General features: G+C 47.1%; 23 protein-coding genes. 17 read left to right on the plus strand and 6 right to left on the minus strand.

Translation table 11 applies throughout. From position 1 onward, the window contains the following. Window positions 1–2 precede the first annotated feature (2 nt). From betA to KFF03_RS02285, 8 genes are all read left to right on the plus strand, one after another. Window positions 3–1,736, plus strand: a complete 1,734-nt coding sequence (gene betA / locus KFF03_RS02250) for a choline dehydrogenase (protein ID WP_255858650.1) — start codon at window positions 3–5, stop codon at window positions 1,734–1,736. A 69-nt stretch (window positions 1,737–1,805) separates the two neighbouring features. Beyond that, window positions 1,806–2,750 (plus strand): choline ABC transporter substrate-binding protein, encoded by a 945-nt coding sequence (locus tag KFF03_RS02255; RefSeq protein WP_255858651.1) that lies wholly within the window; start codon window positions 1,806–1,808, stop codon window positions 2,748–2,750. Between the two features lie 91 nt (window positions 2,751–2,841). Further along, window positions 2,842–3,690 carry a choline ABC transporter permease subunit gene (choW, locus tag KFF03_RS02260; protein ID WP_255858652.1) on the plus strand — a complete coding sequence of 283 codons (849 nt, stop codon included), beginning with the start codon at window positions 2,842–2,844 and terminating at the stop codon, window positions 3,688–3,690. Beyond that, complete coding sequence (gene choV / locus KFF03_RS02265) at window positions 3,687–4,853, plus strand: choline ABC transporter ATP-binding protein (protein WP_255858653.1); 1,167 nt, start codon at window positions 3,687–3,689, stop codon at window positions 4,851–4,853. The genes choW and choV overlap by 4 nt, the downstream gene beginning before the upstream one ends. 33 nt (window positions 4,854–4,886) lie before the next feature. Continuing rightward, the gene (locus KFF03_RS02270; RefSeq protein WP_255858654.1) at window positions 4,887–5,951 is read left to right on the plus strand and encodes a porin; all 1,065 of its coding nucleotides are present in this window, start codon (window positions 4,887–4,889) and stop codon (window positions 5,949–5,951) included. A gap of 165 nt (window positions 5,952–6,116) precedes the next feature. Then, window positions 6,117–6,605: a MarR family winged helix-turn-helix transcriptional regulator gene (locus KFF03_RS02275; protein ID WP_255858655.1), complete on the plus strand. Its 489-nt coding sequence runs from the start codon at window positions 6,117–6,119 to the stop codon at window positions 6,603–6,605. Window positions 6,606–6,709: 104 nt separating this feature from the next. After that, a complete protein-coding gene (locus tag KFF03_RS02280; RefSeq protein ID WP_255858656.1) occupies window positions 6,710–8,326 on the plus strand; it encodes a long-chain-fatty-acid--CoA ligase in 1,617 nt (538 codons plus the stop codon). 102 nt (window positions 8,327–8,428) lie between these two features. After that, window positions 8,429–9,097 (plus strand): DsbA family oxidoreductase, encoded by a 669-nt coding sequence (locus KFF03_RS02285; protein WP_255858657.1) that lies wholly within the window; start codon window positions 8,429–8,431, stop codon window positions 9,095–9,097. Window positions 9,098–9,183: 86 nt separating this feature from the next. On the opposite strand, the gene KFF03_RS02290 is transcribed toward KFF03_RS02285, so the two are convergent. The 6 genes from KFF03_RS02290 to KFF03_RS02315 form a co-directional block, all read right to left on the minus strand. Beyond that, a complete protein-coding gene (locus KFF03_RS02290; protein ID WP_255858658.1) occupies window positions 9,184–9,885 on the minus strand; it encodes a TetR/AcrR family transcriptional regulator in 702 nt (233 codons plus the stop codon). 130 nt (window positions 9,886–10,015) lie between these two features. Continuing rightward, a complete protein-coding gene (locus KFF03_RS02295) occupies window positions 10,016–10,756 on the minus strand; it encodes a hypothetical protein (RefSeq protein WP_255858659.1) in 741 nt (246 codons plus the stop codon). A 106-nt stretch (window positions 10,757–10,862) separates the two neighbouring features. After that, window positions 10,863–11,942: a BMP family ABC transporter substrate-binding protein gene (locus KFF03_RS02300; RefSeq protein WP_255858660.1), complete on the minus strand. Its 1,080-nt coding sequence runs from the start codon at window positions 11,940–11,942 to the stop codon at window positions 10,863–10,865. Between the two features lie 54 nt (window positions 11,943–11,996). Beyond that, window positions 11,997–12,923 carry an ABC transporter permease gene (locus tag KFF03_RS02305; RefSeq protein ID WP_255858661.1) on the minus strand — a complete coding sequence of 309 codons (927 nt, stop codon included), beginning with the start codon at window positions 12,921–12,923 and terminating at the stop codon, window positions 11,997–11,999. A gap of 17 nt (window positions 12,924–12,940) precedes the next feature. Next, on the minus strand, window positions 12,941–14,017 hold the full coding sequence (locus KFF03_RS02310; protein WP_255858662.1) for an ABC transporter permease: 1,077 nt from the start codon (window positions 14,015–14,017) through the stop codon (window positions 12,941–12,943). A gap of 5 nt (window positions 14,018–14,022) precedes the next feature. Then, window positions 14,023–15,543, minus strand: a complete 1,521-nt coding sequence (locus KFF03_RS02315; RefSeq protein ID WP_255858663.1) for an ABC transporter ATP-binding protein — start codon at window positions 15,541–15,543, stop codon at window positions 14,023–14,025. Between the two features lie 468 nt (window positions 15,544–16,011). On the opposite strand from KFF03_RS02315, the gene xdhA reads away from it, so the two are divergent. The 9 genes from xdhA (at window position 16,012) to KFF03_RS02360 (ending at window position 26,399) form a co-directional block, all read left to right on the plus strand. Next, window positions 16,012–17,604 carry a xanthine dehydrogenase small subunit gene (xdhA, locus tag KFF03_RS02320; protein WP_255858664.1) on the plus strand — a complete coding sequence of 531 codons (1,593 nt, stop codon included), beginning with the start codon at window positions 16,012–16,014 and terminating at the stop codon, window positions 17,602–17,604. Continuing rightward, window positions 17,597–19,993 carry a xanthine dehydrogenase molybdopterin binding subunit gene (xdhB, locus tag KFF03_RS02325; protein ID WP_255858665.1) on the plus strand — a complete coding sequence of 799 codons (2,397 nt, stop codon included), beginning with the start codon at window positions 17,597–17,599 and terminating at the stop codon, window positions 19,991–19,993. The genes xdhA and xdhB overlap by 8 nt, the downstream gene beginning before the upstream one ends. 234 nt (window positions 19,994–20,227) lie before the next feature. After that, window positions 20,228–21,136, plus strand: a complete 909-nt coding sequence (gene xdhC / locus KFF03_RS02330; RefSeq protein ID WP_255858666.1) for a xanthine dehydrogenase accessory protein XdhC — start codon at window positions 20,228–20,230, stop codon at window positions 21,134–21,136. 50 nt (window positions 21,137–21,186) lie between these two features. Then, the gene (alc, locus tag KFF03_RS02335; protein ID WP_255858667.1) at window positions 21,187–22,299 is read left to right on the plus strand and encodes an allantoicase; all 1,113 of its coding nucleotides are present in this window, start codon (window positions 21,187–21,189) and stop codon (window positions 22,297–22,299) included. A gap of 1 nt (window position 22,300) precedes the next feature. Beyond that, complete coding sequence (gene uraD / locus KFF03_RS02340; protein ID WP_255858668.1) at window positions 22,301–22,825, plus strand: 2-oxo-4-hydroxy-4-carboxy-5-ureidoimidazoline decarboxylase; 525 nt, start codon at window positions 22,301–22,303, stop codon at window positions 22,823–22,825. A gap of 169 nt (window positions 22,826–22,994) precedes the next feature. Beyond that, complete coding sequence (gene uraH, locus KFF03_RS02345) at window positions 22,995–23,345, plus strand: hydroxyisourate hydrolase (RefSeq protein WP_255858669.1); 351 nt, start codon at window positions 22,995–22,997, stop codon at window positions 23,343–23,345. Window position 23,346: 1 nt separating this feature from the next. Further along, window positions 23,347–23,892 carry an ureidoglycolate lyase gene (locus KFF03_RS02350; protein ID WP_255858670.1) on the plus strand — a complete coding sequence of 182 codons (546 nt, stop codon included), beginning with the start codon at window positions 23,347–23,349 and terminating at the stop codon, window positions 23,890–23,892. A 15-nt stretch (window positions 23,893–23,907) separates the two neighbouring features. After that, entirely contained in the window at window positions 23,908–25,224 is a 1,317-nt protein-coding gene (guaD, locus tag KFF03_RS02355) for a guanine deaminase (protein ID WP_255858671.1), read from the plus strand. Further along, window positions 25,224–26,399, plus strand: a complete 1,176-nt coding sequence (locus tag KFF03_RS02360; protein ID WP_255858672.1) for a urate hydroxylase PuuD — start codon at window positions 25,224–25,226, stop codon at window positions 26,397–26,399. Before guaD ends, KFF03_RS02360 begins: the two co-directional genes overlap by 1 nt. The last annotated feature ends 203 nt before the right edge of the window (window positions 26,400–26,602 follow it).

A 26,602-nucleotide genomic window follows, 5' to 3' on the forward strand; every position in this document is an offset into this window, starting at 1 on the left:
CTATGAAAGAAACCTATGACTTTATTATTGTTGGTGCGGGTTCTGCGGGTTGTGTACTGGCCAATCGTTTATCGGAAAATCCACAGCATTCGATATTGCTGATCGAAACCGGTGGCAGCGATAAAAGCATTTTTATCCAGATGCCAACCGCATTGTCCATTCCAATGAATACCGAAAAATACGCCTGGCAATATCATACGGTGGAAGAGCCATATCTGGATAATCGTGTTATGCATTGCCCTCGTGGCAAGGTGTTGGGTGGTTCATCATCCATTAACGGCATGGTGTATGTGCGTGGTCACGCCCGTGATTTTGATGAGTGGGCGCAGCACGGTGCAGAAAACTGGGATTACTCCCATTGTTTACCCTATTTTAAGAAGGCGGATGACTGGGCCTATGGTGCAGACGAATATCGCAGCCAAGGCGGGCCGTTAGGTGTCAATAACGGTAACCAGATGAAAAACCCGCTTTATAAAGCCTTTATTGAAGCGGGGCAACAAGCCGGTTACGACTTTACCGACGATTATAATGGCAAGCAGCAAGAAGGCTTTGGTGCCATGCATATGACGGTAAAAAATGGACTGCGCTGGTCGACAGCGAATGCTTATTTACGCCCAGCTATGAAACGTCCAAACCTGACGGTCATTACAAAAGCTCAAGTAAATAAAGTTGTTCTGGAAAAAACCGAACAAGGTCCAAAAGCCGTTGGAGTGGAATATCGGCATAAAAATACGGTCTTGCAGGTAAAAGCCAATAAAGAAGTTATTCTAAGCGCAGGCTCCATTGGCTCACCTCATATTTTACAGTTATCTGGTATTGGTGATGTTGAGGTGCTGACAAAAGCCGGTGTTGAAGTACAGCATGAGTTGCCGGGGGTTGGTAAAAACTTGCAGGATCACCTGGAGTTTTATTTCCAATTTAAATGCAAACAACCCATTACCCTGAACAGTAAGCTTGGGCTGTGGAGTAAATTTTTAATTGGCTCTCGCTGGTTTTTTACTAAGACTGGCTTAGGAGCAACCAATCATTTTGAATCCTGTGGCTTTATTCGCTCTAAAGCGGGCGTTGAATGGCCAGATTTGCAATATCACTTTTTGCCTGCAGCGATGCGTTACGACGGTCAGGCCGCGTTTGATGGCCATGGTTTTCAGGTACATATTGGCCATAACAAACCAAAAAGTCGGGGTCATGTGCATATTAAAAGTGCTGACCCCCAGCAGCACCCCGATATTTTATTTAATTATTTACAGCATGAAGACGATATCGAAGGTTTTCGTGATTGCGTTAAACGTACCCGTGAAATTATTGGTCAGGCGGCATTTGATGATTACCGCGACGGCGAAATTCAACCGGGTGAACATATTCAGACGGATAACGAAATCGACCAATTTGTTCGTGCAAATGTTGAAAGTGCTTACCACCCATCCTGCTCCTGTCGAATGGGGGAAGATGATATGGCGGTAGTGAACTCCAATACTCAGGTGCATGGCGTGCAAGGGCTGCGAGTGGTGGATTCTTCGATTTTTCCAACCATTCCGAATGGCAATTTAAACGCGCCCACTATTATGACGGCAGAGCGTGCCGCCGATCTGATTAAAAAACACCATGATCCTGCTTATTCACTGTTACCAGCAAGCAAGGCAGTCGTTGGCATGGATCACCAATGGCAAGAGCGCCAGAGAAGTGGTGTCGCACAGCGTGAAGTAGCTCTTTTAAATAGCAAAACCGACAGTTAAATAATAAAACTGATATGAATCAGTATTAATAAAAGCAACGGCTAAAGGTAAAACCACGGAGAAGAAGGCATGAAAATCAAACAGATATTAAGTTCAGCGTTACTGGCTGGCTCAACGTTACTCACACCGGTCATCGCACAAGCGGCAGATAACCAGTGTGACACGGTACGTTTCTCGGATGTTGGCTGGACAGATATCACCGCAACAACGGCTGTTGCTTCGGTTGTATTAGAAAGCATTGGCTATAACACCAAAACTCAGGTTCTTTCTGTACCGGTTACTTATAAGTCATTAGAAAATAATGATATCGACGTGTTCCTGGGTAACTGGATGCCAACCATGGAAGCCGATATTAAGCCTTACCGTGAACGTGGCACTGTTGAAACACTGGTGACGAATCTTGAAGGTGCAAAATATACCTTAGCAGTACCACAATATGTTTATGATGCGGGCGTAAAAAGTTTTGCTGATATTGCCAAATATGCCGATAAATTCGACAGTAAAATTTATGGCATCGAACCCGGCAACGACGGTAACCGCTTAATTCAAAGCATGATTGATCAGAATGCTTTTGGTCTAAAAGATTTCGAAGTGGTTGAATCCAGTGAGGCCGGCATGTTATCGCAGGTGAAGCGTAAAACCCGTCGTGACAACTGGATTGTTTTCCTGGGTTGGGAGCCACACCCAATGAATGCGAACTTTGACCTGGCCTACCTGGAAGGTGGTGATGATTTCTTTGGCCCGAACCTGGGTGGTGCCGTTGTTGAAACCAATGTGCGTAAAGGTTATGCACAAGCGTGTCCAAATGTGGGGCAGTTCCTGAAAAACCTGACGTTTACACTGCAGGCTGAAAACGAAATTATGGCGGCGATTCTGGATGATGGTAAGAAGCCAGAAGCAGCTGCAAAAGCCTGGATCAAGAAAAACCCAGAAGCATTAAATGCCTGGTTAAAGGGCGTTACTACAAAAGATGGTGCTGAAGCGCTGAAATCTGCAATGGCATTAACTAAATAAGTAATGTGATTTGCAATCAGGGTGGGCACCTGCTCATCCTGCCTCTTTGCTAATGATTTAAAGAATCGCTGTACGGGTAACCTGTGCGGCTATGGCAGGTAAATACGTGGAAGATTATAAAATCCCATTAGGGGATTATACCGAGATATTTTTTGACTGGCTGGTGGATAATGCCGCAGGCTTTTTTGATGTTATTTCGGACTCATTGGAGTGGCTGATTGATTTATTAACTTCCGGGTTATTATGGCTGCATCCGGCTGCTTTTATTGTTCTGGTCGCAGTCATTGCGTTTAAGTTACATCGCTCGGTTTCTTTGGTGATTTTTTCTGTAGCTTCTTTGTTATTAATCTGGAATCTGGGTTATTGGCAGGAAACCATGGAAACCCTGTCTCTGGTTCTTTACGCCACTCTCTTTTGTATGCTCATTGGTTTGCCACTGGGTATTTATGCTGCACATCACCCCTGGTTATTTCGCGCCTTGCACCCTGTGTTGGATTTAATGCAAACCGTACCCACCTTTGTTTATTTGATTCCTACGCTTACTTTATTCGGTTTGGGAGTGGTACCTGGATTAATTTCTACCATTATTTTTGCCATTGCCGCTCCAATACGTCTGACGTACCTCGGTATTTCTGAAGTACCAAAAGAACTGATTGAGGCCGGGCAGTCATTTGGTGCGACAAAGATGCAATTGTTATTACGTATTGAATTGCCCGCTGCGGCCAGCAATATTGCCGCGGGTATCACGCAATGCATTATGTTGTCGTTATCCATGGTGGTGATCGCTGCACTGGTGGGTGCCGATGGTCTGGGAAAACCTGTTGTTAGAGCACTGAATACCGTTGATATTGCCAGTGGTTTTGAAGCTGGGTTAGCAATTGTTTTATTGGCTATTTTATTAGATCGCCTGTTTAAACAGAAAGAGCAGGTGAGCGCATGATCGAAATTAAAAACCTGGATGTCATTTTTGGTGATAACCCTTCTGCTGCATTGGCATTACTGGACGAAGGTAAAAAACGCGAACAGATATTAGAAGAAACTGGCCAGGTACTTGGTGTTAAAGGAGCGTCATTATCGGTTAAACGCGGTGAAATATGCGTACTGATGGGGTTATCCGGCTCAGGAAAGTCTAGCTTATTGCGGTGTGTGAATGGTCTTAATCCTATTTCTCGTGGTGAAGTGAATGTTGAATACCAGGGAGAAATGATCAACTTTGCTGAAGCCGATGCTGCAACACAGCGAGAGCTACGGATGAAAACTATCTCAATGGTGTTTCAGAAGTTTGCTTTGATGCCCTGGCTGACGGTGGCTCAAAATGTGGCAATGCCACTGGAGTTACAAGGGACGGATAAAAAAGAGATCCAAACACGGGTTCAGCAACAATTGGATATTGTTGGCTTAACAGAATGGGCTGACCATAAACCCGGGCAATTATCCGGTGGAATGCAACAACGGGTTGGCCTGGCGCGTGCATTGGTTACCGAGTCTGACATTCTGTTGATGGATGAACCTTTCTCAGCATTAGATCCTTTAATCCGCAGTCAACTTCAGGATGAATTATTACAACTGCAGGAAAAGCTCAATAAAACCATCATATTTGTCTCGCATGATTTAGATGAAGCATTAAAAATTGGTAATCATATTGCCATTATGAAGGATGGTGAAATTGTTCAGCATGGAAATCCGCAGGATATTGTGATGAACCCGGCTGATGATTACGTGCGTGATTTTGTCGCGCATACGAATCCGATGAACGTATTGTTAGCAAAAGACTTAATGCGTCCGTTATCGCAACTTGAGCAATGTGATAAGGGCTTCCGTCTGAGTAAACGACATGATTATTGGTTAACAACGGATAAATCTTCTATTTTATATCGTGATCAAAAGACACCATTACAAAGAAAACCTGATCAAGCGGATGATTTTTTATTTGCTGCTACCGGTACGATTGTAAATGCAAAAACTTCTATGCGTGAAGTACTGGAAATTCGTTATGAAACCGATCATGCTGTATTTATTGAAGAAAATAATGAGATCGTCGGGTTTATAGGCGACAGAGAATTGTTTCATTCATTATTGGGCAAAATGCTCAACAATGATTAATCGCTCGGTACATAAAAAAGGAAGGTAAGGATAATGAAAAAAACACTTTTAGTAACCGCTATGGCAGCAGCAACAGCGTTCCCAGCTGTTGCTTCCGATGCTATTTCCGGTGGCTTTTGGTTGAACCATGCTATTTATGACGGTGACGTCGATGAAGCAACATATGGTGATACTAACTTTGAAGCCTTAGTTTTATATATTGATAAAACAGATGAAGCCAGCGGTTGGACATTCTCTTCTGAAATGCGTTATGGCAAAGGTGCATTTACTGATCCAGATAACAATAACACTGGCAGTCACTTTGGTTTCCATAAAGCCTGGGTTGGCAAAGAGTTTGGCAATGGCCAGGTTAAAATTGGTAAATCTGCAGTTCCATTTGGTTATGGCACGATGAATTTCTGGCCTGGCGACGAATTATTAGGCGGTTATGGCGACCAGATGGATGTGGGTGTTAAGTGGACTGCGACTGAAGGTGCATTAACTTACGATGTGGCTTACTTCCACGTAGATGATTTCGGAAACTCTACAGAAACCATGGATGATGGCGGTCATTGGGGCTCAACGGCGACTTACCAAAAAAGCCAGACTTTTGTTGGTAACGTAGCGTACGAATTCAGCCAAGGCCAGCAAGTGGGTGCCTCTTACCAGAATGGTCGTTTGCGTGATTTATCCGATGCAAATGATGCACGGCCTTATGATGGTAATCACAATGCCGCCATCGTGTACTACAGCGGTGAATTTGGCCCTGTTGGTGTGAAAGCGCAATATATGACAACTTATCGTGATTTGCGTGGCGTAGCTGAATCTACGGATGTTCCACAAGCCGAAATCAAAAACGATCGTAAGGGCTTAACTGTTAGTTATGCGATGGATGATTTCAACTTCTACGTTGACTATACCAATGCTGAAAGCAACACTAAAGGCAATGAAGACGTCGTCGGCTCTGCAGATAGCTTTGCACCAGGTATGAGCTATGATTACGGCCCGGGTTGGTTCTACGTAGAGTACGTAACCAATGATGGTACCATTGGCCAAAATGGTGAGCTGAACAACGCTGATGAAGATTACTGGTACTTCACCATGGATTATTACTTCTGATTTTCGGAAGAAATCATTCTAATCCCGAAAGCCGTGCTGATTCCAGCGCGGCTTTTCTGTTTCTGGCTATCCCTTATTCTGCTACCGCTTCTTTTTTCACCGTTATCTGGCCGTTATACTGTATTTAAAGATGCTTGCTTAAAAGCTTCAGCAACAGGCAAAAAAATGGACAGATATGATCAGGTGCTGGTCGCCTTACGCCGTATTATTCGTGCAACCGACCTCCACTCTAAAAAACTCAGTAAAACCTCCGGGCTTACCTCGCCCCAATTATTAATTCTTCAAACCTTGCGGGAGAACAGCGATCTGACCGTGGGGCAGGTTGCCAAGCAGGTATCATTATCGCAGGCGACGGTCACCACGATTGTGGATCGCCTTGAGCGTGGTGGTTATGTCTATCGTGAACGTGGTACAGCCGATAAGCGCAAAGTGTACGTGTATTTAACCGATAAGGCGTTTGAAACTCTGGTCGATGCACCGAAGCCGTTGCAGGATGACTTTGTGCGCCAATACCAGGACTTACACGATTGGGAGCAAACGATGATTTTATCATCGCTGGAGCGAGTCGCTTATATGATGGACGCCCAACATATTGATGCTGCACCGGTTCTGGATATTGGTGCACTGGATCGCAACGAAACCATCAAAAAATAACGCTTCACGAATTGTTACATTTCGGTGGCTTGTTTTTCCGGCAAGCCGCTATTACTGTCAATACTCCTGAAAATAAAGATAAATATCAGTAACAGGAGATTGTTATGTTAGGTCTGATGATGGACAGCCCACTGCTGGTGTCCACCTTGCTCGAACACGCAGAGTCTACACACGGGTCGACAGAAATTGTCAGCCGCCGCTGTGAAGGCGACATTCACCGTTACACCATGAAAGATGCCGCAGGCCGTGCGCGACGTATTGCCAACCTGCTGGCGCGTTACGACATTCAGCAGGGTGATCGGGTGGCCACACTGGCGTGGAATAACTACCGTCACTTTGAGCTCTATTACGGCATTTCCGGAACCGGTGCCGTGTTACATACCATTAACCCGCGCTTATTTGCCGAGCAGCTGGTTTATATTATCAACCATGCTGAAGACCGGTTGGTGTTTGTTGATCTGACGTTTGTGCCGTTATTGGAGGCGATTCAGGGTCAGATTTCTGGTGTCGAAAAATTCATTATTTTATGCGACGAAGACAAAATGCCAGACACCAGCCTGGCGAATGCGCATTGTTACGAAACCCTTCTGGCCGCTGAATCAGATCAGTTCCAGTGGCCCGAGTTTGACGAACGCAGCGCCTGCTCTATGTGTTACACCTCTGGCACCACGGGCAATCCGAAAGGTGTGTTATACAGTCATCGTTCGACGGTGTTGCACGCACTGGCGTCGGTGGGGGAAGAAGTAATGGGCATGGCCTCTTCAACCTGTTTCTTGCCTGTGGTTCCTATGTTCCATGTGAATGCCTGGGGAACGCCTTATTCCGCGGCTATAACCGGTGCGAAACAGGTTTTCCCGGGGCCGGGAATGGACGGTGCTTCGTTGTGGGAATTAATTGAGGCAGAAAAGCCTGATTTATTATTAGGGGTACCAACAGTCTGGCTGATGTTGCTGAATCATATGGACAGCATCGGTAAAAAACTCGATTCGGTTGAGAATGTGATCGTGGGGGGCTCTGCGGCACCAATCTCGATGATTCGTGCGTTTCAGGAAAAACACGATGCGTTTTTAATTCACGCCTGGGGCATGACCGAAATGAGCCCGGTGGGGACCCTGAACTCACACAATAAACATATGGAAGCCTTGCCACTGGAAGAACGTTATCAGCTGCAAGCGAAACAAGGGCGGCCGGTTTATGGGGTAGAAATGAAGATTGTGGATGACAACCTTCAGCCACTTCCGCGTGACGGTGTGGCCTCTGGGCGTTTATTAGTTCGTGGCCCCTGGATTGTGAATGGTTACTACAAAAATGAGGCGTCAGACAGCTTTATTGATGGCTGGTTTGATACCGGTGATGTGGCCACCATTGACGAGCATAACTACCTCACCATTGTTGATCGTTCTAAGGACGTGATCAAATCCGGCGGAGAATGGATCAGCTCCATTGATATGGAAAATATTGCGGTTGGTCATCCGGAGCTTACCGAGTGTTGTGTGATTGGTGTTCCTCATCCGAAATGGGATGAACGCCCGGTATTGTTAGCGATTAAACAGCCCGGATCATCACTCAGTGAAGATGATGTGAAGGCGTATCTGGACGATAAAATTGTGAAATGGTGGATGCCAGACAAGGTTTTATTTGTCGAGGAATTACCCCATACCGCAACCGGCAAACTGCATAAAGTGCCGCTGCGTGAGCAATATCATGATCTGTTAATGTGATGCCATATACCAACTGATAAACAGCGTTCCACCGAATGTGGAACTTGTCAGCAAACGCCTGTGTCATACTGGTTTCAGTTAATAAGACACAGGCGTTTTTTTATGGCTCTGCAAATCGATATCATCTCTGATGTTATGTGCCCCTGGTGTGCGATTGGTTATTCCGCACTGAAACAGGCGGCACAGTCTTTTCCAGAGGCTGGAATACAAATCCGCTGGCATCCATTCGAACTGAATCCGAATATGCCCGCTGAAGGCCAGAACCTCAGAGAACATCTGGCTGAAAAATACGGCAGCACCGAAGAAGAAAGTGAACAGAACCGCATTCATATGACAAAGCTAGGCAATGAATTGGGGTTTGAGTTTAACTTTTCAGACACTCAACGCATTGTGAACACCTTTAACGCCCATCAGCTTTTAACCTGGGCCGGTGAACTGCAGGAAAGTCCAGACTACGCTGACGACCTGCAAACACAATTAAAAATGGCGCTGTTTACCGCGTATTTCCGCGATGGTGTGGATGTCAGCGTTGGTGAAAATCTGGTGGCTATTGCCGTGAGTGTGGGTTTATCGGCACAAGAAGCGCAGCAGTTACTTGAGCAGCAGACTTATGCGGGTGCCGTGCGTGCTGAGCAACAACAATTCCAGCAGATGGGCATTAACTCCGTACCCGGAGTGATTCTGGCGAATAAATATCTGGTGAGTGGTGGCCAGCCGGTTGAGGTCTTTAAACAGGCTATTCAACAGGTATTAGACGAACAGACGGCATAGTTGTATTAATTAAGCAATGCCGGACAAGCATATGCCTGATAAAAACAAGGCCACACAAGGTTTGTGTGGCCTTGTTTTAGTCAAGGTTATGACGTGACTGCTTCGTTGTCGAGGCTGTCTGACTCGTCATGGCTTTCAACCTGAAAAGGTTCCAGATCTGGTTTTTCAAGGCCTAAGCGAGTGAAAATCATATCAATCAGGAAATCGGTAATCTGATCAATATCATCCGGCTCATACTGACGCTTATTTAATACTTCGAGAATCTGAGTTTCGAAGTCAGCGTAATGCTGAGTGGTCGACCAGATCATAAAGATCAGGTGCGTTGGATCAATCGGACGAATTTTTTCCTGATCCACCCAACTTTGAATCACGTTGGTTTTTTCTTTAACCCAGGTACGCATGTTCTGGCTCAGGTGTTCGCGTAAATGCGGCGCACCCTGAATAATTTCCATAGCGAAAATTTTAGAAGCGTTTGGGTTGGTATACGACAAATGAACTTTAGATCGGATAAAGCGGGTTAATACATCCGCCGGATCACTGTCAGGTGTGATGTCAGATAAAACTTCATTCCACACCTGCATAATGTTTTCTAACAAAGCGCGGTACAGGTTGGCTTTGTTTTTAAAATAATAATGGATATTGGCTTTTGGTACACCGGCACGGTCAGCAATGGATTGCATGCTGGTACCTTTAAAACCGTGCAGAACAAACTCTTGTTCCGCGGCTGCCAGAATATTTTCGTTGTTACGTTCGCGGATTTTACCCGGCTTATACTTTTGCTTCGTCATTCCTGTTTCCCGCCAAAAGCGTAGTGACAGACAAAAAGGTCAGACCAGTTTAACACACACCGGCCCTGGTGAGATAAAAAAGGGGCAACAATGCGCCCCTTTTTTAATTTACCTGTGATAAGCGAATCGCTTACAGGTGAACTTTCAGCAGCAGGCTAACGGCGTTCTGGTCGCGGTCATCATCTTCAACAAACTTCTGGCCAAACTTGTTGTTCCAGTAGCTGTATTCGATACCTACTTTCACCTTGTTATCTGTGCCCAGTGCTGGACCCAGGTTGTAGGTCAGCTGTGGAGTGAAGTTGAACTCAGCATCGTGATCTTCTGTGCCGGTTGAATAATCCAGGAAACCATCGATGTTGAAGTTGCCTTCAGACCAGCCGTAAGTCAGAGTGATCTGGTGATCGTTGTCACCGTTATCGAAGGTATTATTACGCTGAGAGTAATAATAAGTCACGCTGGCGAAGTTCATACCAGGGATCGCCAGATCGGCACCAACACCGTACAGGTAGTTATCCTGGCTGAAGCCACCGCTGTTAGAGCTGAATTCGTAAGTGAAAGCAGCATTAACACTTTTGATTACGCTGTCTTCAAATGAAGCCAAAGTGAATTTTGGAGAAAATTCACCGTAAGTTTCTTCAAAGTTGCTTTCGCCAACATGACGATCAATGAAATAAAACAGGCCACCCCAGCTATGACCGGAAACGTGCTCCAGAGTCATGGTAGTCAGTGTGTTGGTTTCATCCTGGTTTGGGGTTAAAGTGTAGTCAGAACCGTACAGTACAGAAACGCTGTTATCAGCCCAGAACTGTTCAGCAGAAACGCCCATAGACGCGGCAGCAGCAATAGCGGCGGTTAATAATTGCTTTTTCATAGTCTCTCTCCAGAGGTTTTAAAGCCCCGGTAACCGGATTCACCTTCATGGTTTTTCCAGATTACCGGGATGTTTTTAAATCAATTTAAACAATAATGAATAACGATTAAGACTGAGGCAGCTTGCCTTCAACACCATCGATGTACCAGTTCATGCCCTGCAGATCGCCATCAGACAGAGATTCGCCATCTTTCGCTTTTACAGAACCGTCTTGTGCGGTAACCGGGCCATCAAATACGCGTGCTTCACCGGCTTTAATAGCCGCTTTTTTCGCTTCAACCAGTTCGCGAACATCCGCAGGTACGGCATCGTTGAATGGTGCTAAGTCAGTAGAACCTTGTGCAATACCTGTCCATACGTCTTCAGCTTTCCAGCTGCCGTCGATAACAGCCTGAGCTTTCTGAGTGTACAGATCGCCCCAGTTATGAACGGTTGAGGTCAGATGTGCTTTTTCACCATAAGCACTCATATCAGAGTGGTAACCAATGGCGAATTTACCTTTAGATTCTGCGGCTTGAATAACCGCTGCAGAGTCAGTGTGTTGAGTCAGGATGTCAGCGCCTTGCAGCATCAGAGTTTCAGCCGCTTCACGCTCTTTAGCCGGGTCGTACCAGGTGCTTGCCCATACCACTTTAACTTTCACATCCGGGTTAACTTCTTTCGCGCCTTTGGTGAATGCGTTAATACCACGAATGACTTCAGGAATCGGGAAAGAAGCCACGTAACCCAGTACGTTAGACTTGGTCATTTTGCCTGCCACTAAACCGGTCAGGTAACGACCCTGATAAGCACGGGTAAAATAGGTACCCATGTTTTTCGATTGCTTATAACCGGTGGCATGTTCGAATTTCACTTTCGGGAATTTTTTCGCCACTTTTAACGTCGGGTTCATGTAACCAAATGACGTGGTGAAAATCAGGCCATGATCTTTCGCCAGACGACGGATCACACGCTCAGCGTCCGGGCCTTCAGCAACACTTTCAACATAGCTGGTTTCAACTTTGTCACCCAGTTGCTCTTCCATGTATTTACGCGCTTCATCGTGTGCGTAAGTCCAGCCAGCATCACCGGTTGGGCCAACATAAACGAAGCCTACTTTCAGTGGATCTTCAGCATTAACAAAACTTGCTCCCAGAGCCAGTGTTGCAGCTGAAATCAGCGTTGCGATTTTATTACGACCCATCATGGTCTCCTTTCTCTTGGTAGTTTGTACTTCTTTGGTTTTAATTTTTATCAGCCGTTAAACCTGAGGTCGATACGGCTGTCCCAGTGCCAGTGGCGTACTGAGTTTTGCTTTAATTGAATCGTTGGCAATCACCACTAATACAATGATGGTGGCGATATACGGCAGCATAGCCAGCAGGTTTGGTGAGGCTTCAAAGCCCAGGCCCTGCAATACCAGGTGCATGATGCTGGCCGCGCCAAATAAATAAGCACCTAACAAAATACGTTCGGCTTTCCAGCTGGCAAATACCACCAGAGCCAGAGCAATCCAGCCACGACCAGCCGACATACCTTCATTCCACATCGGGGTGTAGGCCAGCGATAAATAACCGCCCGCCAGGCCAGCCATTGCGCCACCAAATAACACCGCGCCGTAACGAACCTTCATCACAGGAATACCAATGGCATTGGCCGCTTCCGGGTTTTCACCCACGGCACGAACCGTCAGGCCAATGCGAGTGCTGCGGAAGCACCAGAAAATCAGACCAAATAAAACCCAGGATAAATACACCAGTGGATCGTGGCTGAATAAAATTTTGCCAATCACGGGTAAATCACTTAACAACGGAATTTCCCATGGAGTAATACCTTCAATGGCCATACCCACGTAACCGGCACCAATAAAGGCACTTAAACCAATACCAAAAATGGTTAAGGCCAGACCGGTAGCGACCTGGTTGGTAACCAGGGAAATCGCCAGAAAACCAAACAGCAGCGAAGCGACCATGCCCGCAATAATGGCAGCAATCACACCCAGGCCCGCATTGCCGGTCACAACCGCAGCCATAAAGCCACAGACTGCGCCCATCAGTACCATGCCTTCCTGACCCAGGTTTAATACGCCAGACTTTTCCGCAACCATTTCACCCAGTGCAATTAAAATTAATGGCGTGCCGGTACGAATGGTGGCAAATAAAATATTAACTATCAGATCGAAATCCATCTTTAAAACCTTCGCCTTTAGCCTGCAACTGCTGGGCTTTTCTTAACTTTTACAATGCGATAACTGATCAACAGGTCGCAGGCTAATAAATAAAACAACAACATGCCCTGGAATAATCCGGTCAGTGATTTAGGCAGGCCTAAATCCATCTGTGCCATTTCACCACCCATGTAGGTCAGGGCTAACAACATGCTGGCAAATAAAATGCCCAGCGGGTGCATACGCCCAAGGAAAGCAACAATAATGGCAGCGTAACCGTAACCCGGTGAGATATAAGGCGTCAGCTGGCCAACGGTGCCGGTGACTTCACTCACGCCAGCCAGACCCGCCAGTGCGCCACACAGCAATAACACCAGCCAGGTCAGGCGTTTGCCTTTAAAGCCCGCGAAGTTTGCTGCAGATTGGTCTTCACCTAACACTGAAATCTGAAAGCCCATCATGGTGCGTGACATCAGTGTCCAGATGGCCGCCATAGCGAATAACGCAAAGAAGATGCTGATATTTAACCGGTAATCTTCAAAAATCAGTGGCAGTGTTGCCGCTTCGGAGAAGATGGCTGATTCCGGAAAGTTAAAACCACTCGGATCTTTGAGAGGGCCATGCACGCCATACAATAACCAGTTTAAGGCAATGTAATTGAGCATGATGGTGGTCAGAATTTCATTGGCGTTAAAACGGGTTTTTAACAGTGCGGCCAACGCCGCCCAGGCCATACCACACAAAGCACCAAAAATAAGTACCGCCGGTAATACCCAGATGCCTTCGGCTTCCATTAACTCCAGTGCGATATAACCGCCGCCTAAGCCGCCTAAAATAAACTGACCTTCGGCACCGATATTCCAGATCTTGGCTTTAAAGCACAACATCAATCCCATGGCACATAATAATAATGGCCCGGCTTTGGTTCCCAGCTCGGTCCAGCCGTATAAATCACTCAGGGGTGAAACAAAAAAAGTATACAGTGAAGCCAATGGGTCTTTACCCATGGCGGTAAATAACACAGCACCACTGACCAATGTCAGTACAATCGCCAGCAGTGGCGATAAATACGACATGGTTTGGCTGTCTGATGGGCGTTTTTCTAGTGTTAACATAATTCTTAATTCGACTTCGCAGACTGGTGTTCAAAATCACCGGCCATCCATAGCCCCAGTTGATTAATGGATACATCGTCAGTATTGGCTACCGGAGATAAACGACCATCACAGATGGCGCAAATACGATCACTGATGGAATACAGCTCATCAATATCTTCGGAAACCACCAGAATCGCTGCACCTTTATCACGCAAATCAATCAATGCGTGACGAATCAGAATGGCTGCACCGATATCCACCCCCCAGGTCGGGTGAGAGCACACTAATAACTTAGGGTTTTGCAGCATTTCACGGCCGATAATAAACTTCTGTAAATTACCACCCGATAACGATTTAGCCTGGGCATGGCTACCTGCGGTTTTTACATTAAACTGATCAATAATCTTTTCAGCGAAGGCTTTAACTTTGCTTTTATTAATCCAACCTTTATGAGTCAGCTCGCCCTGATAACCGGTTAATAAACCGTTATCTTCCAGTGACATATCTGGCACGGCGCCACGACCCAGGCGTTCTTCCGGGACAAATCCTAATCCGGCTAAGCGACGTTTTTCCGGCCCCAGGTTGCCAACCGCCTGGTCAGCAAAAAAGACCTGGTTGGCGTTACAGGTTTCTTCACCACTGATCAGGTTTAATAATTCTTCCTGACCGTTACCGGCAACACCGGCAATACCGAGAATCTCTCCGGCTTTAACTTCCAGGTTGATGTTTTTTAATGACGTGGCAAATGGGTCGTCGGATTTAAAATCCAGTTCACGAATATTCAGGAAAGCATCTGCGCCCTGAGCACGTTCGTAGTTTTCACTTAATGGTGTGTCATCACCTACCATTAACCGAGCAATCTCTTCGGTTGATGTGGTGCGTGGGTCACAATCCCCCGTGACTTTGCCGCCACGTAAAATGGTAGCGTTATCACACAAAGCACGGACTTCATCGAGCTTGTGGGAAATAAATAAAATGCTGCAGCCTTCTTCGGCCAGCTGGCGCAGGGTGTGGAATAACACATCCACTTCCTGCGGCGTTAATACGGATGTCGGTTCATCCAGAATTAATAATTTAACGTCCTGTAATAAACAGCGCACAATTTCAACACGCTGCTGCTCACCAATCGACAGTGTATTCACATAACGATTGGGGTCGAGCTTCATGCCATAACGCTCAGACACGGTTTCAATACGATGTTTTAATTCATCCATAGATGTCACATCGTCGGCTGCCATACTCAGCGCAATATTTTCAGCAACCGTTAAGGTCTCAAATAATGAGAAATGCTGGAACACCATACCAATGCCCAGCTCACGCGCATGTGCCGGACCACTGATACGAACATTTTCCCCCTGCCATAACATCTGACCTTCATCCGGTGCTACCACACCGTAAATGATTTTCATCAGAGTGCTTTTGCCCGCGCCGTTTTCACCTAATAACGCATGTGTCTCACCGGCGTGCACGGTCAGGTTAACCTGATCATTAGCGACGCAACCGGGGTAACGTTTGGTGATATTTTTTAATTCAATTCTTTTCATAAGTTGTTTTTGACCATTTGGTCGAAAAGTCAAAGCAAATGGCCTGCCAGCTTTTCTTTGGTATAGGAAGAAAAGCCGCATTTTAATAAAAAATTGTTCATCAGGTCAGCTTATATACAGGTTTATTTAATACCCTGCTACGAGTAAATCCGGAATATTATTCAACCTGGTCAGAAAAAATTGCGCATATCTGGTGCGATTCAAAAGTACCTCTGAATCGTTTTGGTGCAAAGCTGACTGAATGGTTAATTTATGGGTGTTTGGGTAGCCAGGTAACAGTTGATTGTTTACATAAAGGTACACTGGTTAATAACCCGCGATATAGCAGGCATGTCTATTCAGGCTGAAATCTTCTATGTGTCCACTATGCGGTAATAGTTTGATAAACTTGTCTAATTGGTCAGAATATTGCAACGTGCTTTATATAACCAGGGTCACCGACCGGATAACAAAGAGGCAAGCGCAGACGTGGTTCGATTTTTTTTGAATGGGAATCTGACAGTTGTACGAAATATAGACAGTGATACGACGTTATTACGCTATTTACGTACCCATGAATCCCTATCAGGTACAAAAGAAGGGTGTGGTTCAGGTGATTGTGGTGCCTGTTCGGTGTTGCTGGGTGAGCAGCAGGATGGACAGTGGTACTACAAAGCGATCAATGGTTGCATTACTTTTGTTGCCCAGCTGAATGGCAAGAGTGTTGTAACGGTCGATGCTTTGGCGACGGGGCGCGGTACGCTTACTGGCGGGAGTGATGAACCTCAACTCCACCCAGCCCAGCAAGCAATGGTGGATTACCATGGTTCTCAGTGTGGCTTTTGTACCCCGGGCATTGTGATGTCGCTGGCGGCGCTGCATGAATCTATTAATAATGGCGAAGATGCACAGCAACAAGCCACACAACATCAGATTATCGAAGCACTATCGGGCAACTTATGTCGTTGTACTGGTTACCGCCCGATTATCGAAGCCGCTTCCCATCTGAATGATTACCCGGATAACCGTCCTCAAGCGGTGCAGGTATGGCAGCCAGATGCCTCAGCGTCTGTTGATCAGGGTGAAGGTGTTGCAACTGCTGCGAGCTTCTCGACTAACGGTCAGCAAGCCTGGGCACCAGAGACTGAAGAGCAGCTGCAAAGCTTATTAAAAGAACATCCGGATGCACGTGTTGTAGCGGGTGCAACGGACCTGGCATTAGAAGTCACTCAGTTCCTGAAGCCGATCAACAAGCTGATTGCTCTGGGTGGCATTGATTCGCTGCGAACCATTCGTGATGAAGACCACGCATTGTTAATTGGCGCAGGTGTTACCTACAGCGAAGCTGAGCCGTTGTTAGCCAAGTACTTCCCTGAGTTTGCACAACTGTTGACCCGTCTGGGCTCCAGACAGGTGCGTAACAACGGTACTCTCGGTGGAAATATTGCGAATGCCTCCCCGATTGGTGATACACCGCCGGTGTTATTGGCACTGGGTGCTTGTATTGAACTGGCATCTGCTCCCGGCCTGGTGAGTGGTGTTGGTTCGCGTTGGATCAAGCTGAAAGACTTCTTTGTGGATTACAAGAAAACCACGCTGGAAGCGGGCGAATACATTCGCACCATTAAGATTCCAAAATTAAAAGCGGATGAACAGCTGAAGGTCTATAAGATCTCCAAGCGTCTGGAAGATGACATCTCCGCGGTGTTGGCAGCGTTCAAAGTAACCATGTCAGGCGATAACTCAGCTTCAGGCGGTAGCAAGGTCGCAGCGATCAGTACCGGCTTTGGTGGTATGGCAGCCATTCCGAAAGCGGCCGCTGAGCTGGAAGCGGCATTGACGGGTTCACCGGTCAACGGCACTCAGTTCCGCCAGGCAGCCGAGAAACTGGCAGAAGACTTTACGCCAATGTCCGATGTACGTGCGACCGATGAATACCGCTTATTAGTGGCGAAAAATCTGGTGCAGAAATGTGCTTTGGAATTGCTCCAGCCAGACAGTATTTCCCGTATCGAAAATATCCACTCCAGCCAGCTGGCTGCCAGCGATGCTATTAACCTGATGGAGAATCACAATGCGTAAGTTAATTGATGCTCCTGAGCGTGAACGCCCGGCAAAAACAAAAAAGTTAAAGGGTCACACTGGCCAAAGCATGAAGCACGAAAGTGCTGAGAAACACGTTTCCGGAAAAGCAGTGTATGTCGATGACATGCCGGAGTTTCCAAACCAGTTGCACATCGCAGTGGGTGGCAGTGCTTACCCCCACGCGAAAATTAAGTCGATCGATCTCTTTGCAGTTAGAGAAACCTTGGGGGTCGTCGATGTGATCACGGTAGAAGATGTACCAGGACACGTCGACATTGGCCCCGTTTTTTCTGGCGACCCTGTGTTGGTAGAAGAAACCTGCGAATACGTTGGCCAACCAATTTTTGCGGTAGCAGCCACCAGTATTGAGATTGCCCGTGCAGCGGTTAAAAAAGCTAAAATTGAATACGAAATACTGGAGCCAGTGCTGGACGTTGAAAAAGCGCTGGAACAGGAATTCTTCGTTCGTCCGACGCATCAGCATAAACGCGGTGATTCTGAAACGGCACTGAACAATGCTGCTCACCGTATTCAGGGTGCAATGCATGTGAATGGTCAGGAGCACTTTTATCTGGAAGGTCAGGTGTGCTCTGTTCACCCAACCGAAGACGGCGGTATGCATGTGTATACCTCCAGCCAGCACCCGACGGAAGTCCAGAAACTGGTCGCGGAAGTGTTGGATGTCAGTATTAATAAAGTGCAGGTTGAAGTACGCCGTATGGGCGGTGGTTTTGGTGGTAAAGAAACCCAGGCCGCACCATTAGCTTGTATTGCCGCCATCATGGCGCACAAAACCGGTAAACCGGTGAAATACCGCATGACCCGTAACGACGATATGGTGATGACGGGTAAACGTCACCCATTCTATAACCAGTACGATATTGGTTTTGACGAGCAGGGCATTATTCAGGGCGCAGATTTAATGGTTACCGGTGATTGTGGTAACTCGCCGGATTTAAGTGACGCGATTGTTGACCGCGCCATGTTCCATTCCGATAACGCCTATTATCTGAATAACGCTACGGTGACTGGCCATCGGGCAAAAACGCATAAAGTATCGAACACCGCGTATCGTGGTTTTGGTGGCCCGCAGGGTGTGATTCTGGCGGAATTAATGATGGACGATATTGCCCGTCATTTAGGGGAAGATCCGCTGACCATTCGTAAGCGTAATTTATACGGTGTGACGCACGATCATATTCGTACGGCGGATGGTGACATCGATCCACGTGATGAAACCCACTACGGCCAGAAAGTTGAGCACAATTTATTATCAGAATTAATTTCTGATTTAGAAACCAGCTCCGATTATTGGGCTCGTCGTGAAGCGATTAATGAGTTTAATCAAACCAGCCCGATTCTGAAAAAAGGCCTGGCGTTAACGCCGGTTAAATTTGGTATTTCTTTTACCGTTCAGTTTTTAAATCAGGCTGGCGCACTGGTTCATATTTACACCGATGGCAGTATTCATCTGAACCACGGTGGTACGGAAATGGGTCAGGGGTTATACCTGAAAGTGGCTCAAGTCGTTGCCGAAGAATTTCAGGTAGACCTGGATACCATTCAGGTATCCGCCACCCGTACCGATAAAGTGCCGAACACTTCGCCAACCGCAGCGTCTTCTGGTACCGATTTAAATGGTATGGCTGCACGTGATGCCTGTTTGCGTATTAAAGAAGGGTTATTCGCCTTCGCTTATGAGCATTATCAGGCGGATGCTGACAGCGTTAAATTATTCGATAGCCATCTGGTGTATCAGAAAGACGGTGAAGAACAACGTGTTCCATTTGCTGATTTTGTCCAGCAGGCGTATATGGGGCGTGTACCGCTGTCATCGACCGGTTTTTATAAAACGCCAAAAATCCACTACGACCGCGAAACCGGTAAAGGTCGCCCGTTCTATTATTACGCGAATGGTGCGGCGGTAAGCGAAGTCATTGTGGATACCTTAACCGGTGAATATCGTTTACAGCGGGTTGATATTCTTCACGATGTTGGTCGTTCATTAAACCCGGATATTGATGTTGGTCAGATCGAAGGTGCCTTTATTCAGGGCATGGGTTGGTTAACTACTGAAGAGCTGGTTTGGAATAATGACGGCCGCTTAACCAGTAATGGCCCGGCGACCTATAAAATTCCGGCAGTGGGTGATACTCCGTTTGAATTTAATGTGAAGCTGATGGAAGACCGCCCGAATGGCGAGGCAACCGTGTACCGTTCTAAAGCGGTGGGCGAGCCGCCGTTTATGCACGGTATTTCGGTGTGGAGTGCTATTCGTGATGCGATTGCCAGCGTTGGTGATTACAAGTTGAATCCGCGTTTGGATACCCCGGCGACGCCTGAGCGTGTGTTATTTGCCGTTCAGGATGTGCAGGCAAAAGGCTGATTTTATGAAAACGCACAACTCAGTTGGTCATTTTTGTTCGCAGGCACGCGGTAAATATTTACAAAGTACATCCATGTACTTTGCCCGTTGGGCAGCTGCGCTGTGCAAAACCTGCTCCTGCGGTTTTGTCCCTGTACGCTCGGCTGCGACATCCATGTCGCAGACGGCCTCGCACATTAATATCTGTCAGAAACATCTCCGGCAATCCACTTCACATTCAGAGGGGGAAGGGTGATGCGCTCTCAACACTGGTTTGATGCTGTACAAAAATGCCAGCATAAAGGCGAAGCCTATGCTCTGGTGACGGTATTGGGTTGCACTGGTTCTACACCACGCGATCAAAGCAGCAAAATGGTGATTACCGGCGAAAAAACCTACGACACCATTGGTGGTGGTCATCTTGAATTTGTTGTCACCAATAAAGCACGTGAGTTGTTGGTGGCTAATACCGATTCTCAACAAATTGATCACTTCCCTCTGGGCGCTTCGTTAGGCCAATGTTGTGGTGGTAGTGCAACTGTACTGATTGAAACCTTTGCTGCGTGTGATTTTCAGGTTGCCGTATTTGGTGCAGGTCATGTTGCCAAAGCACTGATGAATATTCTGTCAGGCTTGCCGTGTAAGGTGAGTTGGGTGGATAGCCGTGCAGAATTATTTCCGGCTGAAACCGCAGCCAATATTAATGCCATCGTCAGTGATGATCCGACCTATGAAATGGAAAATCTGCCAGCTGGTGCCAACGTATTAATTCTGACGCATAACCATCAGCTGGATTATGAATTAACCGAAGCGGCGTTAAAGCACCCGGGATTAAATCATATTGGCTTAATTGGTTCCGATACCAAAGCGCAGCGTTTTATTCGTCGTTTAGAAGCGCGTGAATTTTCCCAGGGCGATATTCAACGGGTTATTTGTCCTGTAGGACTCAGTGCCGTGCCGGGTAAATTGCCGATGGAAGTGGCCGTGTCTATCGCTGGTGAGTTAATTGCACTGCAGCATCAAAATGAGGATCAGCTTGATAATAAGCAAATTGATAAAAAGCAGCGCGGTCTGAGCTGGAAAAATATCAAGCAAGAATTAACCAATGATCAGCGTAGCGTGGATACCACGGGTACCGGTGCATCATTAAAGCTGTCAGATTAATTTTTTATTTAAACGAAACTATTTAAAGCACTATGAACACTGAAGATTCTGTGAAAAACCCGTTTGAAACCTTATACACCGATCTGGCCAGCCGTAAGTTAGGCGGTCAGGCGATTGCCTGCAGCAACGACTTTTTTGCTGAAATGGAAAATCTGCTGAAGCTGGAAGAGCCGGTGTTCCAGAAGGGCGTATTTACCGAGCGTGGGCAGTTGATGGATGGCTGGGAAAGCCGTCGTCGCCGTTTCCTGCCAGACGGTACCACCGACGATGGTCTGGAATACGACTGGTGTGTGATCAAGCTGGGTGCGCAGGGCATTATTCGTGGTGTTAACGTCGATACCGCGCACTTCCTGGGAAATGCGCCACAAAGCGTGTCGTTAGAGGCTTGTGTCAGCGAAGGCAACCCGGATGACAACACTGAGTGGACTGAAATTGTAGTTCGCTCCGAAGTTGGCCCGGGTGCGCCGCACTATTTTACCGTCGAGTCTGAGCAGGTCTGGACTCATGTTCGTCTGAATATGTACCCGGATGGCGGCATCGCTCGTTTAAAAGTGTACGGTGAAGTGATTCCGGATGCGGATTTATTCCTGCCGGGTGAACTCATTGACCTGGCTTATATTAAAAACGGCGCTCGCCCGGTTGTGTGTTCTGATATGTTCTTCTCCCATATGGAAAACATGATCATGCCGGGCCGTGGCGTGAACATGGGTGATGGTTGGGAAACCAAGCGCCGTCGTACCATTGGTGATGCTGAAAAAGATCGCTTTAATGATTGGTTGATTCTGAAATTAGCCGCCAAAGGCAGCATTGAAAAAGTGCTGGTGGATACCGCACACTTTAAAGGTAACTACCCGCATAGCTTCGCCATTGAAGCGGCTGTTCTAACTGATGAGCAGGCAGCGGACGTTGCGGCATTAGAAGCCGACTCCCATCAGGATGCATTAATGGCGGGTCGTGCTCAGCCGTCTGCTGTTAACTGGCAGCCAATTATGGATCGTACTCGTTTGTATGATGACCGTGAGCATACCTTCAAAAAAGAAGTGCAAAATAACGATCAGGCCTTTACCCATGTACGGGTAAAAATGTACCCGGATGGTGGTATCAGCCGTGTTCGTCTGTGGGGTTATCCATCTGAATCACTGGCAAAAGTGACGGGCAAATAACATGGCAGACTTAACCTATACCGTAGAGCAACTTAACCAGTTAAATGAACAGGATGCCGCGTTTGCGTTTGAAAACTGCTGCACCTCAAAAAACTGGATTGAGGGTATGGTCGCAGCGCGCCCGTATGCGAGTGTTGAGCAATGCCTGAGTGTTGCTGAAACCGTATGGAGCAAACTGGGCGAGAGTGATTTTCTGCAGGCTTTTGAAGGCCACCCAAAAATTGGTGATGTGTCGAGCTTAAAAGCCAAATACGCGCACACCAAAAAACTGGCCTCTGGTGAACAAAGCTCTGTTAACGAAGCCAGTGATGACGTGATAGAACGCTTAGCCCAAGGCAATAATGAGTATCACGATAAAAATGGCTTTATTTTTATCGTCTGCGCGACCGGAAAATCCGCGGCTGAAATGCTGGAATTACTGGAGCAGCGTTTGCCAAATTCGCGCGAGCAAGAGTTGCTGAATGCGGCGGCTGAGCAAGCAAAAATCACCGCCATCCGAATTAATAAGCTATTACCGGATGCTTAATTAAGAAGAAATTAAATGACAATTTATAGATAGATTGATGAGAGCCTTGGCGCCATGGATGGCGCGAACGAGCGTACAGGGATGTATTAACAGCGACTCTCAAAGATCTATCTATGAGTTGTTATAAATATTAAGAATATTTTTTAGAATATGGGATGAGGAATCACCAATGTCAGCACCATCTCCGATCACCACACACGTGTTAGACACACATTTAGGCAAACCGGCTGCCGGTATGGCAGTTGTACTGGAAAAACGCGATAGCGACGGTAACTGGGGCGAAATTGCCAGCGGCGAAACCAACAGCGATGGCCGTATTTTAGATTGGCTGGCGGGCCAGCAGCGTGAAGCCGGGATTTATAAAATCTCCTTTGCCACCGATCCATACTTCGAAAAACAAGGCTTAACCTGTTTTTATCCAAGCGTGTCGTTTGAATTCCGTATTGAAAACCCAGACGAGCATTATCATGTGCCGCTGCTGATTTCAGCGCATGGTATGTCGACTTATCGCGGTAGTTAATATGACTTTTATTTTAAAACCTCAGCCATTAACCGCTGAAGCCTTCGCACCCTTCGGCGAAGTGGTCGAAGCCGGAACAAGCGCACCCATCATGATCAATGACGGCAACACCGAGCGTTATGATTCTCTGGTAAAAGTGCAAACCGAACGCCCGGAAGACACCGCCGTTATTAATATTTTCCGCGCACAACCACGTATGACTCAGCCTTTGCTAAACCGCCCGGGTCAACGAGAAGGCGACAAGCGCAGCATGCGTATCGAAATGATGGAACGCCACCCGCGTGGCAGCCAATCATTTCATCCGCTGTCAGGCGAACCTTATCTGGTGCTGGTGGCGGATGCGGTAGAAGAATTAACGCCTGAAAATTTACACCTGTTTCTGGCTCAGCCGAATCAGGGCATCAATTATCGCATGAATACCTGGCACCACCCGGTACTAGGGTTAAATAAAGTGTGTGATTTCCTGGTGGTTGACCGTAAAGGCGAAGGCAATAACTGCGAAGAATTTTATTTTAATCAGGATGAGCTGATTGAAATTCAGCTATAACAAATAAGAGTGATTATGAAGACAGAGAGCACGACTGTTTATCGAGCCAGCATCCTTCACTTTCTGGATGATCCGGATAAAGCAGGGGAGCAGGCCTATGAGTTTTTCGAAGACGGCGCACTGGTGGTCGAAGACGGCAAGGTAATTAAAACCGGGCCATTTACCGATATTCAAAAAGATCTGCCTGAGCACGTTGAGATGGTTGATTACAGCGGCCATTTAATTATGCCGGGCATGATCGACACCCATATTCATTTCCCTCAGGTGGAAGTGATTGCCTCATACGGTGAGCAACTGCTCGACTGGTTAAATAATTACACCTTCCCGGCAGAGCGCCAGTTTGAAGATAAAGAATACGCCAGCCGTATTGCTAACCTCTTCCTGGATGAATTGGTTAAATGTGGCACCACAACGGCGCTGGTATTTGGCACGGTTCACAAACAAAGTGTGGATGCCTTCTTCGAAGCGTCTGAACAACGCAATACCCGCATGATTTGCGGCAAAGTGATGATGAATCGTAACGCGCCGGAATTCCTGTGCGACGATGTGGAAAGCAGCTACAACGACAGTAAAGAGCTGATTGAACGCTGGCATGGTAATGGCCGCCAGCTGTATGCCGTAACGCCACGCTTTGCCATTACCTCAACGCCGGAACAACTGGAAAAAGCCGGACAGCTGTTAGAAGAGCATCCGGATGTGTATATGCAAACCCACATCTCGGAAAACAAAGACGAAGTGGCCTTTGTTCAGGAGTTGTTCCCGGAATCGAAAGATTATCTAGACGTTTACGATCAGTACAACCTGCTGGGGAAACGCAGCGTATTTGCTCATGGTATTCACCTGACTCCACGCGAACACGAACGCTTCCGCGATACCGGCTCCAGTGTGTCTTTCTGTCCAACCTCTAACCTGTTCTTAGGTTCCGGCTTGTTGGATATTGCAGAACTGGAAAAAGAGCAGGTTGCGTACAGTGTGGCAACCGATGTGGGCGGCGGCACCAGCTTCTCCATGCTGCAAACCCTGAACGAAGCCTATAAGGTTTGTCAGTTGCGCGGTAATAAGCTATCGGCGTTAAAGAGCCTGTATCTGGCGACTTTGGGCAACGCCCGTACTTTACAGCTGGACGATAAAATTGGCTCCTTTAACGCCGGTAACGAAGCCGACTTTATTGTGATGGACTTTAATTCCACGCCATTAATGGCGTTAAAACAAAGCAAATGCAAAACACTGGCAGAAAAATTATTTGCCATGATTATTCTGGGTGATGACCGCACGGTGAAGTCTACTTACGTGGCGGGCCAGAAATTACATAGCCGCGATGGGAGCAAATAATGGAAGCGTATTTTTACGAGTGGTTAAACCTGTTCTTCCGCTGGTTTCACGTGATTGCCGGTGTCGCCTGGATTGGTGCATCGTTTTATTTTGTCTGGCTGGATAACAGCCTGGAAGAACCACCGCAGTGGAAAAAAGACAAAGGCATTGGTGGTGATTTATGGGCCATCCACGGTGGTGGTTTTTATGAAGTCGCCAAATACAAATTAGGGCCAGAGGCCATGCCTGCCAACCTGCACTGGTTCAAATGGGAAGCCTACACCACCTGGCTGACCGGCATGGTGATGTTATGGGTGGTTTATTATGTCGGCGCTGAAAGCTTCTTAATTGATAGCAGCCGCATGGACTTTACCCAAGGCGAAGCCATTGCTGCAGGCCTTGGTTTTATTGCAGCTGGTGTCGGTATTTATGAACTCATGGTGCGCTCGCCACTGCGCCATAACGGCAAAGTGTTTGGCCTGATTTTATTCTCTATTTTAGTGTTCGCTTCCTGGGCAGCGAATCAGATTTTCTCGGCGCGTGGTGCCTATATTCACGTGGGTGCGATTATCGGCACCATTATGGCGGGCAATGTATTCTTCGGTATTATGCCGTCGCAGCGTGCGCTGGTAGAGGCGGTGCAGCGTGGTGAAGCCCCTGATCCTAAATACGGTGCGTTTGCCAAACTACGCTCTACTCACAATAACTACTTCACCCTGCCACTGATCTTTATCATGATCAGTAACCACTACCCGATGACCTACAGCCATGAATACGGTTGGCTGGTACTGGCAGCGATTGGCTTTATCAGTGCCTTTGCTCGTCACTTCTTCAACCTGCGCCACCGTGGTGAAGTGAAACCAATGATTCTGGTATTAGCAGCGATTATGCTGGCAGCATTGGCGGCGGTGATGGCCCCGGCCAAGATCGAAGCCAAAGCAGGAGAAGCGGTGCTGACGGATGCGCAAGCCATGGTTATTGTTGAGCAACGTTGTTCATCCTGCCACGCACAACAACCGACCAATCCGGGATTTGCCTCCGCACCGGCGGGGATTGTGATGGAAAGTGCAGAGCAGGTTTTAGCGGTAAAGGATAAAACCATTCCGGCGCTGCAAACCGGCTATATGCCATTGGGCAACCTGACAGGTATGACCGATGAGGAGCGTCAGGCTTTGCTGGTGTGGTTGGCTAAGTAAAGCGCTGTTTTAGCGGTTGATGAAAGCCGCCGAATCGAAAGATTCGGTGGCTTTTTGTATGATGATCAATGGCTCTGAATAGCGGTATTTTTAATGGCGAAATCTATAGTTGTACTTCGGCATTTGACACCTCAATCTTAATTAGATTTCGGTGTCCGTTTTATTGGGGAAAGATCATTGCTCCCGCTTGAGCGCCTTGTTAT

The sequence above is a fragment of the Bacterioplanoides sp. SCSIO 12839 genome, from assembly GCF_024397975.1.
GTDB lineage: Bacteria > Pseudomonadota > Gammaproteobacteria > Pseudomonadales > Oceanobacteraceae > Bacterioplanoides.

What these genes read in the sequence shown, in the direction of transcription:
- betA (WP_255858650.1), top strand. Translation starts at nt 3, where the DNA reads ATGAAAGAAACCTATGACTTTATTATTGTTGGTGCGGGTTCTGCGGGT.
- KFF03_RS02255 (WP_255858651.1), top strand. Translation starts at nt 1,806, where the DNA reads ATGAAAATCAAACAGATATTAAGTTCAGCGTTACTGGCTGGCTCAACG.
- choW (WP_255858652.1), top strand. Translation starts at nt 2,842, where the DNA reads ATGGCAGGTAAATACGTGGAAGATTATAAAATCCCATTAGGGGATTAT.
- choV (WP_255858653.1), top strand. Translation starts at nt 3,687, where the DNA reads ATGATCGAAATTAAAAACCTGGATGTCATTTTTGGTGATAACCCTTCT.
- KFF03_RS02270 (WP_255858654.1), top strand. Translation starts at nt 4,887, where the DNA reads ATGAAAAAAACACTTTTAGTAACCGCTATGGCAGCAGCAACAGCGTTC.
- KFF03_RS02275 (WP_255858655.1), top strand. Translation starts at nt 6,117, where the DNA reads ATGGACAGATATGATCAGGTGCTGGTCGCCTTACGCCGTATTATTCGT.
- KFF03_RS02280 (WP_255858656.1), top strand. Translation starts at nt 6,710, where the DNA reads ATGTTAGGTCTGATGATGGACAGCCCACTGCTGGTGTCCACCTTGCTC.
- KFF03_RS02285 (WP_255858657.1), top strand. Translation starts at nt 8,429, where the DNA reads ATGGCTCTGCAAATCGATATCATCTCTGATGTTATGTGCCCCTGGTGT.
- KFF03_RS02290 (WP_255858658.1), bottom strand. Translation starts at nt 9,885, where the DNA reads ATGACGAAGCAAAAGTATAAGCCGGGTAAAATCCGCGAACGTAACAAC.
- KFF03_RS02295 (WP_255858659.1), bottom strand. Translation starts at nt 10,756, where the DNA reads ATGAAAAAGCAATTATTAACCGCCGCTATTGCTGCTGCCGCGTCTATG.
- KFF03_RS02300 (WP_255858660.1), bottom strand. Translation starts at nt 11,942, where the DNA reads ATGATGGGTCGTAATAAAATCGCAACGCTGATTTCAGCTGCAACACTG.
- KFF03_RS02305 (WP_255858661.1), bottom strand. Translation starts at nt 12,923, where the DNA reads ATGGATTTCGATCTGATAGTTAATATTTTATTTGCCACCATTCGTACC.
- KFF03_RS02310 (WP_255858662.1), bottom strand. Translation starts at nt 14,017, where the DNA reads ATGTTAACACTAGAAAAACGCCCATCAGACAGCCAAACCATGTCGTAT.
- KFF03_RS02315 (WP_255858663.1), bottom strand. Translation starts at nt 15,543, where the DNA reads ATGAAAAGAATTGAATTAAAAAATATCACCAAACGTTACCCCGGTTGC.
- xdhB (WP_255858665.1), top strand. Translation starts at nt 17,597, where the DNA reads ATGCGTAAGTTAATTGATGCTCCTGAGCGTGAACGCCCGGCAAAAACA.
- xdhC (WP_255858666.1), top strand. Translation starts at nt 20,228, where the DNA reads ATGCGCTCTCAACACTGGTTTGATGCTGTACAAAAATGCCAGCATAAA.
- uraD (WP_255858668.1), top strand. Translation starts at nt 22,301, where the DNA reads ATGGCAGACTTAACCTATACCGTAGAGCAACTTAACCAGTTAAATGAA.
- uraH (WP_255858669.1), top strand. Translation starts at nt 22,995, where the DNA reads ATGTCAGCACCATCTCCGATCACCACACACGTGTTAGACACACATTTA.
- KFF03_RS02350 (WP_255858670.1), top strand. Translation starts at nt 23,347, where the DNA reads ATGACTTTTATTTTAAAACCTCAGCCATTAACCGCTGAAGCCTTCGCA.
- guaD (WP_255858671.1), top strand. Translation starts at nt 23,908, where the DNA reads ATGAAGACAGAGAGCACGACTGTTTATCGAGCCAGCATCCTTCACTTT.
- KFF03_RS02360 (WP_255858672.1), top strand. Translation starts at nt 25,224, where the DNA reads ATGGAAGCGTATTTTTACGAGTGGTTAAACCTGTTCTTCCGCTGGTTT.